This is a genomic window from Algoriphagus sp. (genome assembly GCF_046296635.1).
In the GTDB taxonomy this organism is placed as follows: Bacteria; Bacteroidota; Bacteroidia; order Cytophagales; family Cyclobacteriaceae; genus Algoriphagus.
The window spans coordinates 40503-60112 of the sequence record NZ_JBKBKZ010000023.1; the positions used below are offsets into that span (position 1 = coordinate 40503).

At 41.6% G+C, this 19610-nt stretch carries 18 protein-coding genes; 6 read left to right on the plus strand and 12 right to left on the minus strand.

The annotated features are described in order from the left end of the window. Positions 1–327 precede the first annotated feature (327 nt). Positions 328–1638 (plus strand): ATP-binding protein, encoded by a 1311-nt coding sequence (locus ACK4HU_RS15695; protein ID WP_409808324.1) that lies wholly within the window; start codon positions 328–330, stop codon positions 1636–1638. 224 nt (positions 1639–1862) lie between these two features. Here the strand turns inward: ACK4HU_RS15695 and trhA (ACK4HU_RS15700) are convergent, their stop codons facing one another. From trhA (ACK4HU_RS15700) to ACK4HU_RS15725, 6 genes are all read right to left on the minus strand, one after another. Then, positions 1863–2501, minus strand: coding sequence for a PAQR family membrane homeostasis protein TrhA (trhA, locus tag ACK4HU_RS15700; RefSeq protein WP_409808325.1), 639 nt, complete (start codon positions 2499–2501; stop codon positions 1863–1865). A gap of 70 nt (positions 2502–2571) precedes the next feature. After that, entirely contained in the window at positions 2572–3675 is a 1104-nt protein-coding gene (locus ACK4HU_RS15705; RefSeq protein ID WP_409808327.1) for an acyltransferase family protein, read from the minus strand. Positions 3676–3825: 150 nt separating this feature from the next. Then, positions 3826–4470, minus strand: a complete 645-nt coding sequence (gene trhA, locus ACK4HU_RS15710) for a PAQR family membrane homeostasis protein TrhA (protein ID WP_409808329.1) — start codon at positions 4468–4470, stop codon at positions 3826–3828. Further along, positions 4467–5318, minus strand: coding sequence for a sulfurtransferase (locus ACK4HU_RS15715; RefSeq protein ID WP_409808331.1), 852 nt, complete (start codon positions 5316–5318; stop codon positions 4467–4469). Before ACK4HU_RS15715 ends, trhA (ACK4HU_RS15710) begins: the two co-directional genes overlap by 4 nt. A gap of 123 nt (positions 5319–5441) precedes the next feature. After that, entirely contained in the window at positions 5442–6035 is a 594-nt protein-coding gene (locus tag ACK4HU_RS15720; RefSeq protein ID WP_409808332.1) for a DUF2911 domain-containing protein, read from the minus strand. 206 nt (positions 6036–6241) lie between these two features. After that, a complete protein-coding gene (locus tag ACK4HU_RS15725; protein WP_409808334.1) occupies positions 6242–7069 on the minus strand; it encodes a sugar phosphate isomerase/epimerase family protein in 828 nt (275 codons plus the stop codon). A 152-nt stretch (positions 7070–7221) separates the two neighbouring features. On the opposite strand from ACK4HU_RS15725, the gene ACK4HU_RS15730 reads away from it, so the two are divergent. Further along, positions 7222–8262: a 6-bladed beta-propeller gene (locus ACK4HU_RS15730; RefSeq protein WP_409808336.1), complete on the plus strand. Its 1041-nt coding sequence runs from the start codon at positions 7222–7224 to the stop codon at positions 8260–8262. Positions 8263–8552: 290 nt separating this feature from the next. Continuing rightward, a complete protein-coding gene (locus ACK4HU_RS15735) occupies positions 8553–8933 on the plus strand; it encodes a VOC family protein (protein ID WP_409808338.1) in 381 nt (126 codons plus the stop codon). Between the two features lie 2 nt (positions 8934–8935). Here ACK4HU_RS15735 and ACK4HU_RS15740 read toward each other — a convergent pair whose 3' ends face one another. The 6 genes from ACK4HU_RS15740 to ACK4HU_RS15765 all read right to left on the minus strand — a co-directional run bounded on the left by ACK4HU_RS15740 (position 8936) and on the right by ACK4HU_RS15765 (position 16372). After that, positions 8936–9496: a lactate utilization protein C gene (locus ACK4HU_RS15740; RefSeq protein ID WP_409808339.1), complete on the minus strand. Its 561-nt coding sequence runs from the start codon at positions 9494–9496 to the stop codon at positions 8936–8938. Further along, positions 9493–10851 carry a lactate utilization protein B gene (locus ACK4HU_RS15745; RefSeq protein ID WP_409808341.1) on the minus strand — a complete coding sequence of 453 codons (1359 nt, stop codon included), beginning with the start codon at positions 10849–10851 and terminating at the stop codon, positions 9493–9495. Before ACK4HU_RS15745 ends, ACK4HU_RS15740 begins: the two co-directional genes overlap by 4 nt. Then, positions 10848–11606, minus strand: a complete 759-nt coding sequence (locus ACK4HU_RS15750) for a (Fe-S)-binding protein (RefSeq protein WP_409808342.1) — start codon at positions 11604–11606, stop codon at positions 10848–10850. The genes ACK4HU_RS15745 and ACK4HU_RS15750 overlap by 4 nt, the downstream gene beginning before the upstream one ends. A gap of 15 nt (positions 11607–11621) precedes the next feature. Further along, on the minus strand, positions 11622–12950 hold the full coding sequence (locus ACK4HU_RS15755; protein WP_409808344.1) for an FGGY-family carbohydrate kinase: 1329 nt from the start codon (positions 12948–12950) through the stop codon (positions 11622–11624). Positions 12951–13163: 213 nt separating this feature from the next. Then, a complete protein-coding gene (locus ACK4HU_RS15760) occupies positions 13164–14201 on the minus strand; it encodes a GntR family transcriptional regulator (protein ID WP_409808345.1) in 1038 nt (345 codons plus the stop codon). 50 nt (positions 14202–14251) lie between these two features. Further along, entirely contained in the window at positions 14252–16372 is a 2121-nt protein-coding gene (locus tag ACK4HU_RS15765; protein WP_409808347.1) for a bifunctional aldolase/short-chain dehydrogenase, read from the minus strand. 264 nt (positions 16373–16636) lie between these two features. Here ACK4HU_RS15765 and ACK4HU_RS15770 point away from each other — a divergent pair, with 264 nt between their 5' ends. From ACK4HU_RS15770 to ACK4HU_RS15780, 3 genes are all read left to right on the plus strand, one after another. Next, positions 16637–18040, plus strand: a complete 1404-nt coding sequence (locus tag ACK4HU_RS15770; RefSeq protein WP_409808348.1) for a purine-cytosine permease family protein — start codon at positions 16637–16639, stop codon at positions 18038–18040. Next, complete coding sequence (locus ACK4HU_RS15775) at positions 18037–18219, plus strand: hypothetical protein (protein WP_409808350.1); 183 nt, start codon at positions 18037–18039, stop codon at positions 18217–18219. Before ACK4HU_RS15770 ends, ACK4HU_RS15775 begins: the two co-directional genes overlap by 4 nt. Positions 18220–18367: 148 nt before the next feature. Beyond that, positions 18368–19609: a TIM barrel protein gene (locus tag ACK4HU_RS15780; RefSeq protein ID WP_409808351.1), complete on the plus strand. Its 1242-nt coding sequence runs from the start codon at positions 18368–18370 to the stop codon at positions 19607–19609. Position 19610: the final 1 nt, after the last annotated feature.

A 19610-nucleotide genomic window follows, 5' to 3' on the forward strand; every position in this document is an offset into this window, starting at 1 on the left:
CCAAATATTTCAGACTCAGGATGACTGGAGTCGAAGGCCATTCCCTATAAATGGGGCAACATTTCGAACTTCCCAACTCTCGTTGGTCAGGTGCTCAATGTGACATTCACTACTTATGAGACAGCTTTTTTTTGTGTTCAGCCGAATAAGAGCTGTTTTTTTATATAAAACACATCCTCTATATCTACTCCTTGGCAGATTGACAGATCTACTTTCATTTAAAAAAGTGTTGTCATTTACATTTATTCGTTTGAAAAAGTGTGGTGATTCACATTTATTCATTGGAAAAAATGTAAATGATGTCTATTTTGCCTAAAATTTAGGGAAATGTACCGTCAGTTAATTCAAAAACTAGTCAATTGGAAAAGTGCTTCAAATCGAAAACCCTTAGTAATTCGAGGGGCTAGACAAGTGGGTAAAACTTGGTTAATGAAAGAATTTGGTGCTAATCATTATACCGAACAAGTTTACATCAACTTCGAGTCTAATCGTACTTCAAAACTTCTATTTGAAGAAGGACTTGATCTAGGAAGGATCATTCAAGGGTTGGAAATCCAATTGGGAAAATCCATCGATCCAAAAAATACACTAATTATTTTTGATGAAATTCAGGAATGTCCCGAAGCTCTCACTTCCCTAAAGTATTTTCAAGAACAGGCGCCTGAATATGATATTGTTGCAGCTGGATCCCTGTTAGGAGTTGCATTGCATCAACAACATTCTTTCCCAGTTGGCAAGGTGGAGTTTCTCGATTTGTATCCTTTATCTTTTCATGAATTTTTGGAGGCATTGGGCGAAAAGCTTCTTGCAGAACTTCTACTCAAGTTAGATTGGAGTTTACTAGCACCTTTCAGAGAAAAATTGATTCAATACCTCCGCTCTTATTACTTCATTGGAGGGATGCCTGAAGCAGTTAAAACTTATGTGGATCAAGGAGATTTCTTTACAGTCCGAACCGTTCAAAAGCGGATTTTGGATGCCTATGAGCAAGATTTTTCTAAACATGCCCCAAATGATGTTGTCCCGAGGATTAGAATGATTTGGAATTCAATTCCTTCTCAGCTTGCCAAGGAAAACAAGAAATTCATTTTTGGTCAATTGAGACATGGCGCAAGGGCAAAAGAATTTGAATTGGCAATGGAATGGCTCAGAGACTGTGGGCTAATTCATAAGATATCCAGGGTTACGAAACCTGGATTTCCCTTAAAGGCCTATGAGGACTTTTCGGCTTTCAAAGTATACTTGTTGGATGTTGGTATTTTGGGCGCGATGGTAGATATGGATCCTATGTCTGTTTTGGGGGGAAATAATCTGTTTACCGAATTCAAGGGTTCATTAACGGAGCAGTTTGTTCTTCAAGAATTGATTGCCTCCGGTCACTCACTTTACTATTGGTCTTCAGATAAGGGTATTGCTGAACTCGACTTTTTACTTCAGTTTCAAGGGAAAATAGTTCCGATCGAAGTCAAAGCTGAAGAAAATTTGAAAGCGAAAAGTTTGAAGGTAGTTTCGGATAATTACCCAGAAACAACACCGGTAAGAGCATCAATGTCAGATTTTCGAAAAGAATCTTGGATGACTAATTTCCCACTATTTGCGATAGGAAATCTTAATGTTTTTCTAAAAAAAAAGCATTGAAATCGAGCCTGCGTGAGGCAAACAGGCATGATCCTGTACATAGGGGAACACAAAGTGGAATGATTATAGAACCTTGGAAACTTCAATCCTGCCGAGAGTGAGCTAAATATTTTAAATAGGATTGCCACAGATGCACAGATTTATCTGGGCATCTGTGGCAATTACTAAAATTCAAGAAGCCAACGAATAAAATCCTTTAAATAGCCTTCAAAATAACTCAAAAATCAAATTATAATCACCTGAAAGACAGCCACAAAATGAGCGATCGTTCCTACAAGAACGAATAAATGCCAAATGGAATGAAAGTAAAGTTTATTGCTATGAATGTAAAAGTAAACGCCAATCGTGTAAGCCACCCCTCCCACACCTATCCAAACCAAGGTCTCAAGTGAGATCCTTTCTGCGATATCCTGAAAGAAAAACACAGCCAACCAACCCATTGTCAAGTAAATGACGATCGAAAGAATCTTGAATCGTCCTGTGTAGAAAAGTTTGAAAAATGTCCCCACTAATACGGAAGCCCACAGAATGGAAAGGAAGATTATGGCTTTGTCTTGCTTGAGTACGGCCAATACCATCGGAGTGTACGAACCCGCAATCAGGAAATAGATTGCAATATGATCTAGGACTTGAAGTTTACTTTTCCACTTGGGATTTTTTGCAGCATGATAAAATGTGGAAAAAGTGTAAACCATGAGTATGCCGAGGCTGAAAGCTATTCCTCCTACCCATGCTTTCGCCTCTCCATTTTCCAATACTTTTTGAATCAAAAATGGAATTGCAATAAGACCAAGCAATAGTCCAAAGCCATGTGAAGCTGCGTTTGCAAGTTCTTCTTTTGGAGTTTGAGGACGTTTGGGCATTGACTTAGCTTTTGGCCGAATCTAAGAAAATTTGAGAATGAAATTTCTTGGCTTAAATAGATTCTTCAGCTCATATCCTAAAAAATATTCCTTTTCGATACAGGAAATAGCACAAACCCCAAAGCGCAGATAAGGTCAACAAAGACGCAATGAGCGCCAATCCGTGTTCCCCAAGTCCGGTCCTGCTAAGAAATCCAGTACTGAAAATGCCGATTGTTTTGAATAGCCATCTTCCCAAAATCTCTGCGAAGAGGTAAATGAAAATGGAATTCATCCCGACAATCAAAAAAGGAAACACCCATCCCTTTTGCTTTTTGATATCCACTAGCCAATAGAAAAAAGCTAAAGCAAGTAAAGCCCATCCTCCGGAAGCGAAGACAAATGCGGAGGTGCTGATTCGCTTCACAATCGGCGTAATTCCCGCCAAGTCAAGTCCAAACCCAATCACCAATCCCACTAATCCTGCAATTATGAAGGTTCTGACTTTCTCGGAATCCGGTTTTTTGGAAAGCAGTAAATTTCCACAGATCGCTCCCCAAATGGTATGCGCCGCAGTAGGGATGGCATTAATGGCAACCCAGCCTCCATTGTTGATTTTACCCATCAAAAGCTGGTCAGTGTAATTGCCAAAGTTCGTCCCATGCTCGAAAGGAACTTCCGGATTGTATGTGCGATATAGAATCTCCGTCAAAGCTAAAAGACCTAAGGACACCCCTAGTTGAACTTTCCAACCTTTGTCCAATAGAAAATACGTCACCAAAATTGTGAATGATAGTTGAGTCAGGACATTCCATAACTCAAAAACCAGTTTGCCTGAATAGATGCAATGCAGGCCTGTACCGAAAAGAAAAAGTAGTAGACATCTCTTCAAAATGTGAAGTGTCACTTTACTTTGATCTTCTGAAATGGCCAACCTTTTATTAAGAGAAAAAGGCATCGCTACACCCACAATGAACATAAAAAATGGCTGTATCAAGTCCCAGAAATACAATCCATTCCATTTATGATGAGTGAATTGGATAAAAAAACCATGAAGCGCATTTCCCTCGGGGAAGATTTCCAGTAGAGCATCGTAGACTAAAGCAGCCTCCGCCACCAGCAAAAACATCGTGAGTCCGCGATAGACATCCAGAGAATCCAATCGCACGCTTGGGTTGGGTGGTAGCTCAGCCATAATGAGGATCTTGAGTTGAGTTCAAGATAAAAAATGCCTTCGATTTGTAATCGAAAAATCTTACAAATGGAAGTTCATTCTTTAGTTTTAAAATTGAAAATAAAAGAGCGAGACTTCGACTTACCATCCTGAAAAACACAAGTTTGACGCTTAAACAATCTGAAATACCGCCACGAAATGGGCAGCTGTACCTCCTAGATCAAACAGATGCCAAATGGTGTGGTAAAAGAGCCTTTCGCTCTTTACATAAAAATACACACCAATCGTATAGCTAAGTCCTCCGACTCCAATCCAAAAAAGAGTTTCAAAAGGTACTTTTTCCAATAAATCTTGAATGAAAAATACAGCCAACCAGCCCATCGTGAGATAGATAACCAGCGAAAGAGTTTTGAATTTCTTTGTGTAAAAAAGTTTGAAAAAAGTACCGATCAGCACTGAACCCCAAATAATGGAAAGGAATATTATTGCTTTACCCGGCTTAAGAATCGCCAAGACCATGGGAGTGTAAGATCCCGCAATTAAAAAATAGATCGAAACATGGTCCAGGATTTGAAACCTGGCTTTTTTGGATGGGTTTTTTGATGCGTGATATATGGTAGAAAAGCTATAAACCATTAGAATGCCGATGCTAAAAGCTATTGTGCCGATAATTGCTTCCAATTCGTTTTGGGATAAAGCTTTAGTCAAAAGAAAAGGAATTCCAATTAAGCCAAACAAAAGCCCAATCCCATGAGACCAGGCATTGGCTCGCTCTTCGCTTGGAGTTTGAATTCTTTTTTCGCCACTAGTGCTCATAGACTTTTGCCAATGGGTTTTTCATTTCTACTCCACTCACTCCAAGAACCTACATACAGTTTTGGGATTCCTAATCCCGCATAGTCCATGGCTAAAAGTGTGTGGCATGCAGAAACTCCCGATCCACAGTGCACGATGATATTTTCATTCGGGATTTCACCTAGGATTTCAGCATACTTTTCTCTCAGTTTTTCAGGAGAAAAGAAATGCCCTTTTTCGTCCATATTTTCAGTGAGCGGAAAATTTATAGCTCCGGGAATGTGACCGGCAATCAAATCAATAGGCTCATGTTCACCCCGATATCGTTCTGCTGATCTGACATCAATTACGAGATGTTCTTTGTCCCAAGCCTCTGCTTCTACTTCTTGCATATCTGCGATCCCTAAGCTCCATTGATCTGCAGGGTAAGGTGGTGCAAGATTTAGTGTTTCTGATTCTGTGCTGACTGGAATTCCAGCAGCCTTGGCAGCTTGAAAACCTCCTTCCAAAACTTGGACTTTTTCATGACCTAGGGCCCGGAGCATCCACCAAAATCTAGCAGCTGAATTTGCCCCTAGTTGATCATCATAAACAACTACTCGACTTTCAGGCGTGATTCCTAATTTGCCCAGAGTTTTGCAAAAGGCTTCAAGTTTCGGTAGCGGATGTCTTCCTCCTTCAGCAAGATTTTCTTTGATATCGGCTAATTCTAGATTGGGATCGACGAAGATTGCACCCTCCAGATGCCCTTCCAGGAAGACTTTCTTTGGGTTGCTGCTATTTCGGGCATCCACTAGAACCAGATCAGGACTGGAGAGAATTTTTATTAATTCAGTTGAATTGATGATTGGAGAAATAAGCTCTGACATGGTGATATGGATGCGATATTTTCCACAATTTAAGAGTAAAAGATTTTATGGACTGATTGGGACAAAAAAAACCTGCCATGAACTGAGTCAGGGCAGGTTTGAGAGTGTAATAAGTTTCTCTTTTTAGAAAGCAGACTTAAAACCTTCTATTCTTTGATCAACTTGAGTGTCAACCATGAAGGAAATTACGACTTTTTCCCAAGCCATAGTCACTTTCGCAACTTTGTTGTTTTCAGCAGAGATGTGGTACTGAAGACGCTCAGTATTTCCGGCTGTAGGGGCTACTTTGAATGAAACTGCGTCATCAGCAGCAACAGCTTCCTCGTCGATCACTCCCTCTTTCATATAAGAGAAGACAGATGCCGCTTTGCTGTTTATGTGAACGGTCCATTCGCCAGAGGCGGCAGGAGTCATGAAGATAGAGTATCTACCCGCACGGATATTTTTTCCACCTATGCTTACCGGAGTACTGAAATCGATGATAGTCTGTGCGTTAGCACCTGCTCTCCAAGTCACGCCATATTTTTCAATTTCTCCAAAGATTTTCCGGCCTTTTACAGCAGGTGAAGAATAGTCAATGCTGATTTTGGTAAATCCTACAGTCTGAGAAACAAAGGCTGCAGGACTTGCTGCAGGAGTTTGTAGCTGCGCAAAAGCAGTAAATGTGGATGCAATTAATAAGGCAAAAGCCAGTAAAAGATGTTTAGTGTTTTTCATAAGTGTGTAATTTTTTTTTTAGGTCATATGGAATCTCGCATGATTGAAAACGCCCATTTTTACGACGATTGAGTTATGCTCGATTTCATAAGTTTAGTTGAATTTGGATTTAGGTTTGAAAGCTAACAAAAAATCGGGAGGGTTGTTCACAAAAAAACCTTTCGGGGGCTTTTACCGAAAGGTTTGTTTTAAAGTCTAGTTATAATTTATTTCTTCAACTCGCTTTTTATAAAAGCAACACTCTGAGGTATCTGAGCAACCGATCTTGAGCTTTCATCCTCAATCACCAGATATTTGGTTCCCTGCTTTTTGGCTTCTTGAATCAAACCCGCAATATCTATGTCTCCTGTCCCCAAGACAACATTTGCTTCCACATCACCACGACCGTCCGGTGAACCCGGAGTTCCGATTTTTCGATCCTTGAGATGAAGTTGAGGAAATTTTCCAGGATAAGCTTTCATGATAGCCAAGGGATCTCCTCCGCCCATTTTCACCCAAAAGACATCCATATTGAATTTGAAGTTCTTTGCATTTGCAAGCATATAATCCATAGGGGTGCCAGAACCAGAATTTTGAAACTCATAACCATGCGGATGGTACGTTAGTGTAATGCCTTCTTTTGCAAGCATTTCACCAGTAGTATTGAAGAGTTCTGTTGCGGCTTTCATTTCATCCATGGTGATAGGACCTTCAGTATGGGGGATCCAATAGCAGGTAGCATACTTTGCTCCATACTTTTTGGCGTCAGCAATGATTCCGGCAGGGTCAGACTTCAACCGATTGTAATCAGCACCGACTCCAACGATTTTCAGCTTATTGTCAGCGAGAAGTTTTTGGTATTCTGCATCCGACATTCCGTATCCTCCTCCCCCTTCAAGTGCTGAAATGCCCCATTCTGAAATCATTTGGTGGTATTTAACTGGATCTACTTTCATCTCATTTCGAAGAGAGTAGAGTTGGAGTGCTATTTCCTGAGCACTGAGTCCAAGAGGACCAAGTAGGAAAAAAGCTAGGAATAGGTGTTTGATTTTCATGATAGGTTAATTTTGCGTTGATCCAATTTAGGCATTTCCTTTTTGCAAAAGTATAAAACCATGAATATCAAGTTCTCGGAATTTGATTTTTATAATCTTGTTACTTTTCAATCTTTCAAGAAAAGATTACCTTGAACAAAGTCAATTCGCCCATGAACTCACGAAGAAAATTTATTCAAAACACCTCCTTTTTAGGACTAGCTATGAGCATCAACCCTACCGTTTCCCTTTTTGCCGGCAAGGATACAATTCTTGGTCACGGCGATTTTAAGTACAAGATAGATCCCTCCTGGGGAAATCTAGATCCTGCCAAAGTTCCTGTGGTCAATTGCCACGAAATGGTCATGGATCGAAAAGGGCGAATGATTATGGTGACAGATGAGGTCAAAAACAACATCATCATCTATGATCAGTCTGGGAAATTAATTACGACTTGGACATTGGGGCTCAATCGAGCGCACGGATTGTCCCTTGTAGATGAAGGCGATACAGAATACCTATGGGTAGTGGATAATGGTGGGAGGGTGCTCAAAACAACCCTGGACGGTAAAATTGTCTCCGAAATTCCTTCACCCTTGGATTCAGGAATTTATACCGAAAAAATGCCTTGGGTTCCGACAGAAACATCAGTAGGACCGAATGGAGATCTATATATCGCAGATGGATATGGCTCTCAATTTTTCCTTCAGTATGATAAAGACGGAAACTTCATCCGCAAATTTGGAGGCAACGGTCATGGTGATGATCAATTCAAAACAGCCCATGGTATCGCCATTGATCAACGCGGAGGAAAGGCTCCAACTTTACTTTGTACTTCCAGGGTTCATAATTCCTTTAAGCGATTTTCAATGGATGGAAATTATATGGAGACTATTTTTCTGCCTGGAGCTTTTGTTTGCCGACCAGTTATTCATGGAGAAAATTTATATGCTGGTGTTTGCTGGTCCAGGCTGAAATACCTCGAGCAAATGGATAATTCCGGTTTTGTCACGATCCTTGACAAAAACAATAAAGTAGTTTCCAACCCAGGTGGAACAGCGCCCGAATACCGAAATGGTGAACTTCAATTGATGGTCCAGAAGGAACCTGTTTTTAAGCATTGCCATGATGTGGCCATTGATCAGGATGAAAATATCTACGTCTGTCAGTGGAATGCAGGAAAAACGTATCCGATTAAATTGACTAGAGTTTAAAAAATTATCAATGGACAATGGACAATGTTCAATTACCAATTCTCAAGTAAGGCTCAAATGCTGTAATTCCTTGATAATTGATCATTGAGTTTGATCATTGAGTTTGATCATTGAACATTAAAAAAATTATCAATGGACAATGATCAATTAACAATTTTCAAGTGAGGGAAGGACTATAGAGTAAAAACCTAGTCTTCATTATTCGGTGTTCGATATTCATTATTAAAATATTGAATACCGAATGTTGAATATCGAAGGTCGAATTTCAAATAACCAATAATCCACACGCTATGAAATCAGTAACAGTAGGATGGTTTGAGATCCCAGTATCGGATATAGACCGGGCGATCGAGTTTTATCAAAAGGTATTTGACTGCAACTTAAACAAGCAGGATATGGGCGACTTTAAAATGGCTTGGTTCCCTTGGGATGAAAGTAAAGGTGGGGCAGGAGGAAGCTTGGTTTTCCACAAGGACTTTTATAAAACTTCAAATTTGGCGGGAACGCTGATTTACTTTTCTTCAGAAGACTGTGAAGTGGAACTGAACCGGGTAAAAGAAGCTGGAGGAGAAGTTCAAATTCCAAAGCGAATGATTGCGCCTGATATTGGATATATGGGAGTTTTTCTGGATTCGGAAGGGAACAGAATTGCTGTTCATTCTAGGGTTTAATCTCAAACCAAAACAACCCTCAAGCTTTTAGCGCCATGTGCGCCGATTACAAGTGACTGCTCAATATCCGCTGTTTTGGACGGACCAGCAAGGAATAGCCCAAAGCCTGATTTTGCATTTCCGATTAGATCATAGCCCTGATGCATCGTCTCTACCAGCTTATTTCGATCTAAAACAATAACCAAATGCTCGGTAATAAATGGAAGGGCTCTCAGTCCAAGATTTGAATCTTCCAGCCAAATTGCTCCATTCTCTGCTACTCCAAACTGTCCATCCAAAATCGCCAATCCAAGATCTTCCAGCTCATGAGGATTTTCGGGGAGTGATAAGGTAGATTGGTTTTTAAAATGAGACGAAAGTGAAATTACCGTGGAAAAATGCATGGAAGGAAGCCAACTTTCAAATTCTTCTTTGGAAATAACTTCGCCTTTATTCCCAAGAATGGATTGTATAAAAAGTTCTTCTAGATTGCCTAGAATTCGAAAATCTGGAATTTCCGGTAAAATTTTTATACCGGTTGAGACTCCTGCAATGGCTGATAGTATTTTCTCTCTACTGCTCATGATCGATTCTTTTGATACCATTGCTGAAAAGTCTCCTTCGGTGTGTCAGGCAGGTTTCTGCTTTTCCCCCAAGTATTGAGCGGATGATAAATCAGGCTATCTGGCAAGGCTTTAAGTGCCGAGCGCATCAGATTTCCTGAGATTTTATACGCCAAAGGACTTTTGAATATTCCGCTTGCAAGTTTCATCGAAAGTCCTTTTCCGAATTCTCCATGAGTTTTGGTGATTTCTTGCCGCCACTCATAAAGCTGCTCGTGGATGTTGATTTTCACTGGGCAGACATCCGAACAGCTACCACAAAGCGTGGAGGCAAATGGAAGCGTGCTGTGCTTTTTCATATCCAGACCCGGAGATAAAATCGAACCGATCGGTCCCGGAACAGTACTTCCATAGCTAAATCCACCACTTCTTCTGTAGATCGGGCAAGTGTTCATGCAGGCACCACAACGGATGCATTTGAGCGAATTCTTAAATTTTTCACGTGCCAGCTGAGCCGTACGCCCATTATCGACTAAGATAATATGGATCTCTTTTCCAGGAGATGGACTTCTGAAATGTGAATTATAATTGGTGATAGGTTGACCCGTAGCTGAGCGGGCAAGTAGTCTGAGAAATACAGCCAAGTCTTTTCTTCGCGGAAGGATTTTTTCAATCCCCATGCAGGCGATGTGGATATCTGCCAAGTGAACTCCCATATCAGCATTCCCTTCATTGGTGCAGACAACAAATTCACCTGTCTCAGCGATTCCAAAGTTGACTCCTGTTATGGCAACTTTTGCACCTAGGAATTTTTCCCGAAGGTGAATCCTAGCCGCTTGAGTCAAGTAAGTTGGATCGTGATTTCCCTTTTCGGTATGAAGTTTTTCGTGGAAAAGATCGGAGATTTCGCCCTTTTTCAAGTGAATGGCAGGAAGTACGATATGGCTTGGTGGTTGATTGAGAAACTGAACAATCCGCTCTCCCAAGTCTGTGTCTACCACTTCGATTCCCTCATTTTCCAAATAAGGATTCAAGTGGCATTCTTCTGTCAGGATGGATTTACTCTTGACAATCGCTTTGCAGTTTTTCTCTTGCAGAATGCGCAGAACGTGCTGATTGTGCTCCTCAGCATCCGCAGCCCAGTGGATTTTGATGCCATTTTGCAACGCATTTTTTTCAAAATCTTCCAGATAGGAACCCAAATTGGCTAAGACATTGTCTTTGATTTGCGAAGCTAATTCACGCAACTGCTCCCATTCAGGAATGGTTTTGCTGATTCGATCACGCTTGTCACGGACAAACCAAAGTGTTTCATCATGCCATTTGGATCTGCTTTGATCTTTTAGAAATTCAGTTGCGTTTTCGGGATGACTCATGAGATGGCCTGATTTAAGATTTCAGCAACATGCATAAACTTCAGTTTTTGCCCTTCTCGGGTCGCAATTCCTTCCAAATGCATGATGCAGGACATATCACCACCCGTGATGATTTCTACCTGATGTTGGATATGATCTTCCAATCGGTCCTTTCCCATCCGTATCGAAAGCGCTTCTTCAGTGACAGCGAATGTCCCCCCAAATCCACAACACTCATCTGTTCTTGTCAACTCCACCCATTCCAAACCATCCAGATTTCCCAAAAGTTTTCGGGCTTTGTTGAATGGATTCTGGTTCAATTCAGAACTAGAGGCCAGACGAAGTCCTCGCTGTCCATGGCAGGAAGCGTGGAAACCAATTCGATGAGGAAAAGTACCTTCCAACTTTTCCACTTTTAGAATATCCGTAATGAATTCAGTCAATTCGAAAACTTTGTCATGGAGTTCTTCCTGTTCTTTTTCCAATCCAAGCACTTGAGGTGAATGTTCCTTGACATGCAATACACAGCTACCTGATGGAGCCACCACGTAATCAAAATCTTTAAAAAGTTCGATAAAATGCCGGGTAGCCCCGATCGTATCCCGCTCATATCCTGCGTTGGCCAAAGGTTGCCCGCAGCAGGTTTGTCCTGATGGATAGCTCACATTGCAGCCTAGTTTTTCCAGCAATTCCAGTGTGGCAATTCCTACTTTGGGGTAGAATTGATCCACATAGCAAGGAATAAATAGAGCAACAGTTGGGGAATTAGTCTTCATCTTTGGTAAGTTAACTCATGCCTCCATATTCACCAGCATTGCGGCGCCTAATGCGGATCCATTTGGAAAGTCACTCGGAATGATCTCCATATTTGGGAGTTTTTTGCGCAACATCTCCAGGAAAATGACATTGGCATTGAATCCTCCGTCCACAAAAAGCCTGGAAACAGGAGCACCCTTTAGTACAAGTTCGATAGATGCTACCTGAATTTCAGTTAGCTCATGGAGGAATGTGTAATAGGATTCTGTAAATTCAGAAAAGCTGCTCCAGTCAGTGGAATCGGCTTTTTCCATACCATAATCTGATGGTTTTAGATAATGAAAACCGATTCGCTTGATATGGTTTTGACTTACTTTTTGGTAAAGGGACTCATCAAACTTCAGTTTTTTATAAGTGCCAAGAGGAAGCTGCCAATGTGCGTACATTTCTTCTACTTGAACCTTGTGTTCTTCTCCGATGAATAACCGGGATATCTTGATGGGTTGCCCCGTGATGCTTAAAAATTGGAGACAGTCTTTGTAGAGTTCTGATTCTGTCAGGGCTGTTTTGTTAAATGGATTGATGGTGATGGCCCAAGTACCGGTGGAGAGAAGCGCAAAGGGTTCTGTTTCCTGTTTTAGGTAAGGCAAAAGTGCTCCAGAAGAATCGTGAACACCAATTCCACAGGGAATGCCACCAAGTCCAGGCTTTGTTTTCAAAAGAGAATTTCCAGGAAGAATTTTCGGAAGAAGCGGTTCAATTCCTTCTCTTTTGACCCAATCGTGATAATCCATTTTAGCAAAATCCCAGAGACCTGTGTGGCAGCCAATACTCGTATAATCTGACACCATTTCTCCAGTGAAAATCAAACTCAGATACTGGGGCAGATGCAAGGCATGCTTGACCTTTTTGAAGAATTCAGGTTTGGTGTGTTTTAAGAAATAGAGTTGAAGCCCTGAGTTGAGCATAGCCAAAGGAGGGGAGGATGTTTGCTGGCAAAAGGCTGCTTTCCCACCATTTTCACTGTAAAACCGATTCAATAAATCCTCTGGAAAGGGTTTAAGATAGTCGTAGAGCGGTGTGACAGGCTCTCCTTTTTCGTCAGTTTGGACAAATGAAGCTCCATGTCCTGAGAAATTGAGTTTTTGGATTTCAAATTCTTCTGAATTAAGCGCTTCGCGAAAAGTCTCCAACATCCATTCTCTTAAGGGAAGAACCGGCTCGCTTGGAAAACCATCCTCATCCGGAATGGCTTCCAGTCGAGTGTAGGAGTTGAATACTTCTTTTAGATTTTCATCAAAAAGAAAGAATTTTTTATTCGTTTTTCCGATGTCAAAGACGGCAGTGACTGGAGTTTTAGACATTTATGATTTAAGATTAACGAAGTACGATTTACGAGGCCTTGGAAGTGTTCCTAAGAAACAAAGGTTATCAGGCGTCACTTGGTAAACTTTTGAATATTTTAATCTTTCAATCCGCCTCAGCGGATATGTTCTTCCAATTTCTAAATAATGAATATCGAACATCGGATAATGAATGCCGAAGTTTTCGCCCAATCTTCCAATTATCCAGTTCTATTACAAAGACTTTCTCAAGGTCATTCTAAATTGATTTTTGATCGGAATGCGATCTTCGGTGCCCAAAATCTGTTGGCCGATCGTCCTACCCATTTGCTGAAAATCTGTAGAGATCGTAGTAATCCCATCAGCCAGAATTTCTTTCAGCGGAGTATCATTGTAGGATATTACTCCGACGTCCCTTCCAAGCTTCAGCATTTGTTCTCTTGATTTTTTGATGATATTAACCAAGTCGGTTTCTGCTAAAACGATATGACAGTCTCCCTGGTCAAGAGGTTCGGCATAATCTACTCCGTCTACAATTAGATTTTTGAAATCATGGAAGAAACAGAACCGCTTAAATCCATCCATTATTTCAATAGGATAAAGATCTCCTTTTGGAAAAACCAAAATTAGTCTGCTATACTTTTTCAAATGTGAAATCCCAGACTCCAGTACTTCGAAAATATCCTTTGAAAAGTCCTGATAAACGCCTGGGAATTCATTTTCATGATCTTTTACAGCCCGGTCAATGATCAATAATTTTTCCTTTGGGATGCGTTTAACCAAATCATAGCCGGTTTCGGGACGACCCGAGTTGTCAAAGAAATGAGGAGCCAAAACATAATAATTGTAATGGCCGATGTTGGTTTCCAATAAATCCTCCAACACGTTCCTATTGTAATGATGAATTTGCAGATCTACTGTAGCATCAGCACCGAGAGTTTCAATAATTGAATAGTAAATAATCTTCTTATAGGAACTAAGCTTATTGAACAGCAAAAGCACTTTGACTTTGTTTCCCATGTGGGTGGAGGAAATGTAAAACCCCTTACCTCTGACCGAAGTTATTATTCCCCGATCCCGAAGTTCATTATAGGCTTTTTCCACCGTATCTCTGGAAAGCAAAAAGTCAAAACTAGTTTCATTAATGGAGGGAATTCGATCTCCGATTTTGAGTTTTCCTTTTTCGATGTCTTCCAGAATCAAATTGACTACCTGGAGGTACTTCGGCGTGCGCGAGTCCACGGCGATTTTTTCGGATTTGTCAAGAAGCATAGGTTACTGGGTTTTGGGGTTGGGTAGGTCAGGGTAATAATGATTCGAATCTATCGAGGGAAAGCGGCCGCAAGGCCTCCATCCACGTTGAGCATATTTCCAGTTGTTTTAGTTAAAAGTCCACCTACAAATGCAAAAGCAGCATCAGCAATGTCGCTGACTTTCACACTTTCTTTAAGCAAAGTTCTGTTAGCATAATATTGAGGTAAATCTTTCACTTCAATACCATAAGCTTTGGCGCGATTCTCAGCCCATCCACCTTCCCAGATGTTTGAGTTTTCGATAACAGCATCAGGATTTACCACATTTACGCGGATCTTATCTTCAGCAAGTTCTGCGGCCATCAGTCTGGACATGTGAAGTTGGGCTGCTTTGGAAGTGCCATAAGCCACGTTTTTTGGCCCTGCAACCAAGGCATTTTTGCTGACGATGTTAATTATGTCGCCTCCAAGACCTTGTTGCTTCATTAAGGTAACACCAATCTTAGAAACTTGATACTGGCCCATTACTAAAATATCGTTGAGTCTTGACCAGTCCTGATCGGTATGGTCTTCAAAAGCTTTTGAAATCGAAATCCCGGCATTGTTGACGACGATGTCAATTCCTCCAAATTTCAGACAAGTGGCCTGAATGGCTTCTGAAAGACTTGCTGTGTCGGTCACATCCAGTTTCGCACCTAGCACCACATCTTTGCCATATTTTTTCTGAAACTCGGCCACTGCTCCTTCTAATCTTTCAGGATCAATATCAGTCAAAACGACACAAGCCCCTTCCTGAACAAACTTTTCGGCGATTCCTTTACCAATTCCTCCAGCACTTCCGGTGATAAGTGCAATTTTGCGTGAAAGAGGTTTTTCTTTTGGCATTCTGGAAAGTTTTGCTTCCTCAAGAAGCCAATATTCAATATCAAAAGCTTCCTGAAGCGGAAGGGAAACATATTCTGAAACTGCCTCAGCGCCACGCATCACATTGATGGCATTGATATAAAATTCGCTGGCAACACGACTGGTTTGCTTGTCCTTGGCGTAGCTAAATAATCCAACCCCCGGCCATAATATCACTACAGGATTTGGATCCCGCATTGCTGGACTATTAGAATGCTTGTGTTTCTGGTAATATTCAGCGTACATCTCACGGTAAGCCTGAAACGCTGCTCCAATTTTTTCCTTCAAGCCATTCACGTCGCTGAGATCTGCATCTGCTGCTAAATCAAGGACGAGTGGACTGATTTTAGTTCTCAGAAAGTGATCAGGACAACTGGTGCCCATAGGAGCGAGTTTAGTCAAATCATGACTGTTGACGAATTGAAGGACCACCTCTGAATCACTGAAAGTACCGACCATTCGCTTTTCGGAAGAAGCCAGACCTCGAAGGATCGGGGCCAGTTTCGCAGCTTGAGATTTTCGCTGATCAGGAGCAAGAGATTTTACTTTTTCGCCACCGAAGACTGGTCGTTTTTTGCCGTAATTTGACTCTAAATATGCGGAGGCTGTTTCGATTACTTCAAGACTGTTTATATAGCATTCATAAGCAGTATCTCCCCAGGTGAAAAGTCCATGACCTCCAAGCATGATTCCGCGGATTCCAGGATTGTTGTCAAGGGCTTCTTTCAATTGCAGGCCTAGATCAAAACCTGGTCGCTGCCAAGGAACCCAAGCAATTGACCCATTCCAAAGTTCTTGGGTGATTTTTTCTCCATCCTTGGACGCAGCGATAGCAATGGCAGCATCAGGATGTAGGTGATCAATATGTTTAAATGGTAAAAAACCATGCAATGGTGTATCGATAGATGGGGCTTTTGAGTCCAAATCATAAATACAGTGGTTAAATAAGCCCACCATTTCATCTTCAAATTCAATTCCTCTGTAGATACCGTTTAAGGATCTGAGTTTATTTACATATAATCCTGCCAAGCCAGATCTCGTCATGGTGCCAATGTCACCCCCTGAGCCTTTGATCCACATGACCTCAACAGGTTCTTTGGTGAGGGGATCTAGCTCCATGGTTTTGCAGGAAGTATTTCCTCCACCATAATTGGTTATTCGAAGATCCGCCCCAAGTATATTTGATCGATAAATTAAGAGTGCAACCTCATTTCCTTCGAGTGCTTCTGCTTTTGCCTCGTCCCATAGGTAGCTTACATGCTTGAAACTCATTGTTGGTGTATTCATTTTAACAGGTCTACTGGTGATAGGATGAATTTCTCAGAAAACGACTCAATAGGTGTCCTGTAGTGTCTTGAGTGAATCGTGATTTTGAAAAATAAATCCAGATGATTTAAGCGAGATATTAGAATGAGTAAAATCTGCATTAAAATTTAACCTTTAATTAACTTTTTACAAACTAGAAATGAGAAGAAAGGTCGAAAAAATATAAGACAGGGCAGGACAGGTTGCGATTATCATTTAGTTTTATTCAACCCAAAATAATTTTAAATGAGCAATCGATTCTTCAAAAAGATAGTTGGAGGAACCAATGAATATGAGCGAACGCCGGTTCCAGCGGCTAGCCTAAAAGGTGGCAAAAGCTTTCTCGGGATGTATGCAGGCGAGCATACCGCAGGTACTGAGTTTGTCATTGGGCCTTTGTTCGTAGCCCACGGTGTAACGGCAGGAGATTTGGTATTGGGCTTGTTGATCGGGAATTTACTCGCTGTACTTAGTTGGGGTTTGATCACTGGTCCCATTGCGGCTTCCAAACGAATGACACTTTATTATCAACTGGAGCGGATCGCCGGGAAAAATGTAGTCCGCTGGTACAATCTGGTCAATGCCTTGATGTTTTGCTTTTTGGCAGGATCGATGATTGCTGTTTCTGCAACCGCAGTCGGTATTCCATTTAATCTGGAGATGCCCACCTTGACCGATTGGCTTCCAAGGACACCGGGTTGGATTGTTATAGTATTATTTATGGGTGCGGTTATTACGCTGGTTGCAATTCAAGGATATAATCAAGTTTCCAAATTTGCCAATATCATGTCTCCATGGATGATCTTGATTTTCATTGCTGCTGCAATTGTGGGTTTGGCACAGTTGGGTGTGGGTTCTTTTGAAAGCTTGATCACAATTGCTCAAGAGGTGATTTGGAATGGGATTCCAATGGCTGGAATGTCAAAGTTTACTATTTGGCACATCATATTTTTCGCTTGGTTCTGTAATATGGCCATGCATATCGGGATGTCAGACTTGACCATACTCAGATATGCAAGATCATGGAAATATGGCTTTTACACATTTGTAGGAGTATATCTTGGCCATTTTGTAGCATGGATAGCTTCGGGAATTTTATATGCGGTTTTTCTTCAGGCCAATATCGGTTCCCAGGAATTTGCTCCGGGTCAGATTGCTTATCAAACTTTAGGTGTAGCAGGTGCTATTTGCGTGGTCATTGCTGGTTGGACTACTGCCAATCCGACGATTTATCGAGCAGGATTGGCTTTGCAGGGGATTTTCCCAAAAGTCCCCACTTGGAAGATTACAGCCATAGTCGGTGGAATTACCAGCTTGGCAGCTTGCTTTCCGGCATTGGTGATGAAGCTACTGGATTTTGTTGCGCTTTATGGCTTGCTTTTGATGCCAATGGGAGCGGTGATTTTTGCGGATTTTTACTTTTCCAAAAAGATGGGTTTCCAGTCTGAGGGAGCATTAAACGCGCGATCCGATTTCAGTTTGCCTGCCTTGCTCAGTTGGGTTTTGACTTTGGTCTTTTGTTTGGGTTTGAATTTCTTTTACGGAGTGGAAATATTCTTCCTTGGACTTCCGGGATGGTTTGTGGCTGTAGCCATTTTCATCGTGCTTTCAAAAATGAAATATCCACTTGCTAAATCACTTGCGGTATGAAGACTCTTTTGAAATTTGGTTCTCTCTTGGGTTTGATGTTGACTATTTATCCTCCGGTAATGTTCTATATGGGCGATGTGGATCTTGACAGAATGAAATGGTCTATGGGAATCGGGATGGTGCTGTGGTTTGTGACTGCGCCGTTTTGGATTAATAAATCGAGCGCTCAAGGGAAATAGCGTCTTGGATAAGTACGATTTACCATTTACGATTTACGACCTTGTTTTTAGGGTCGATCGCTAAAGTAGAACTTCTCACCATTTACCATTTACTACTTACTCCTCACAAATAACCCAATAACCAATACACCAATAACCAACACCAACGATGCCAACCGATTTCCACCAAAAATCCCTTTCACTTCTAACCGAGCAATTAGCTTCGAAAGGAATACATATTGACTCCCTGATCTCCAAAATCGCTGCTTTTCAGATAGCGGTTCCTTCTTGGGCTTTGGGTGCGGGAGGGTCGAGGTTTGGCCGGTTTTCGATAGGTGGCGAACCTCGAAATTTGGAGGAAAAGCTGGATGATATTGGGCTTTTGGCCAAGTTGACCAAGCGAACAAATGCGGTTTCGCTGCACATTCCTTGGGATATTTCTCAGGATGTACAGGCAATCAAGCAAAAAGCTACTGAACTCCAAATCAGCTTTGATGCGATGAATAGCAACACCTTTCAGGACTATGGTCAGCCCTTGACTTATAAAATGGGTTCGCTGAGTAATGAAGATGCGGCTGTCCGAAAGCAAGCTGTAGAGCATAATCTGCATGTGATTGAGATTGGGAAAAGTTTGGGAAGCAAGGGACTGACTGTTTGGCTGGCGGATGGAAGTAACTTTCCGGGACAGGCACATTTTCGGAATGCTTTGAAATGGACAACAGAATCTTTGCATGAAATCTATTCTGGTATGCCGGTTGATTGGAAGCTTTTATTGGAATACAAACCTTACGAGCCTAATTTTTACCATACGGTGATTCCGGATTGGGGGACTTCAGCATTGATTTGCAGTCAACTCGGAGACCGGGCAAAAGTGCTGGTGGATCTTGGTCACCACTTGCCTAATACTAATATCGAGCAAATCGTGGCTACACTGATGCAGCAGAATATGTTGGCTGGGTTTCACTTCAATGACAGCAAATACGGAGACGATGATTTGAGTACCGGAAGTATCAAGCCGTATCAGTTGTTTTTGATTTTCTGTGAATTGATAGGTGGGGCAGAGGATAAGGCACAGACTTGGGAAAGCATTTCCTGGATGATCGATGCCAGTCACAATACTAAAGATCCACTGGAAGATTTGATTCAGGCTTTGGAAGCCATTTCTCAGGCTTATGCCAAAGCACTTTTGGTAGATCGAAAGAAGTTAACTCAGTGTCAAAATGATGGTGATGTGGTTGGTGCGCAGGAAGTGCTGCAGGATGCATTTTTGACAGATGTCAGAGCCTTGGTTCGTGAAGCAAGAATCCAAAGTGGGGGAGAAGCTGATCCTTTGGCTTTTTTCCGAAGGGAAAAAATAAGGGATAAACTGATCTCCAAGCGAGGGAAAAACGCGCAGGCAAGTGGGTTGTAAC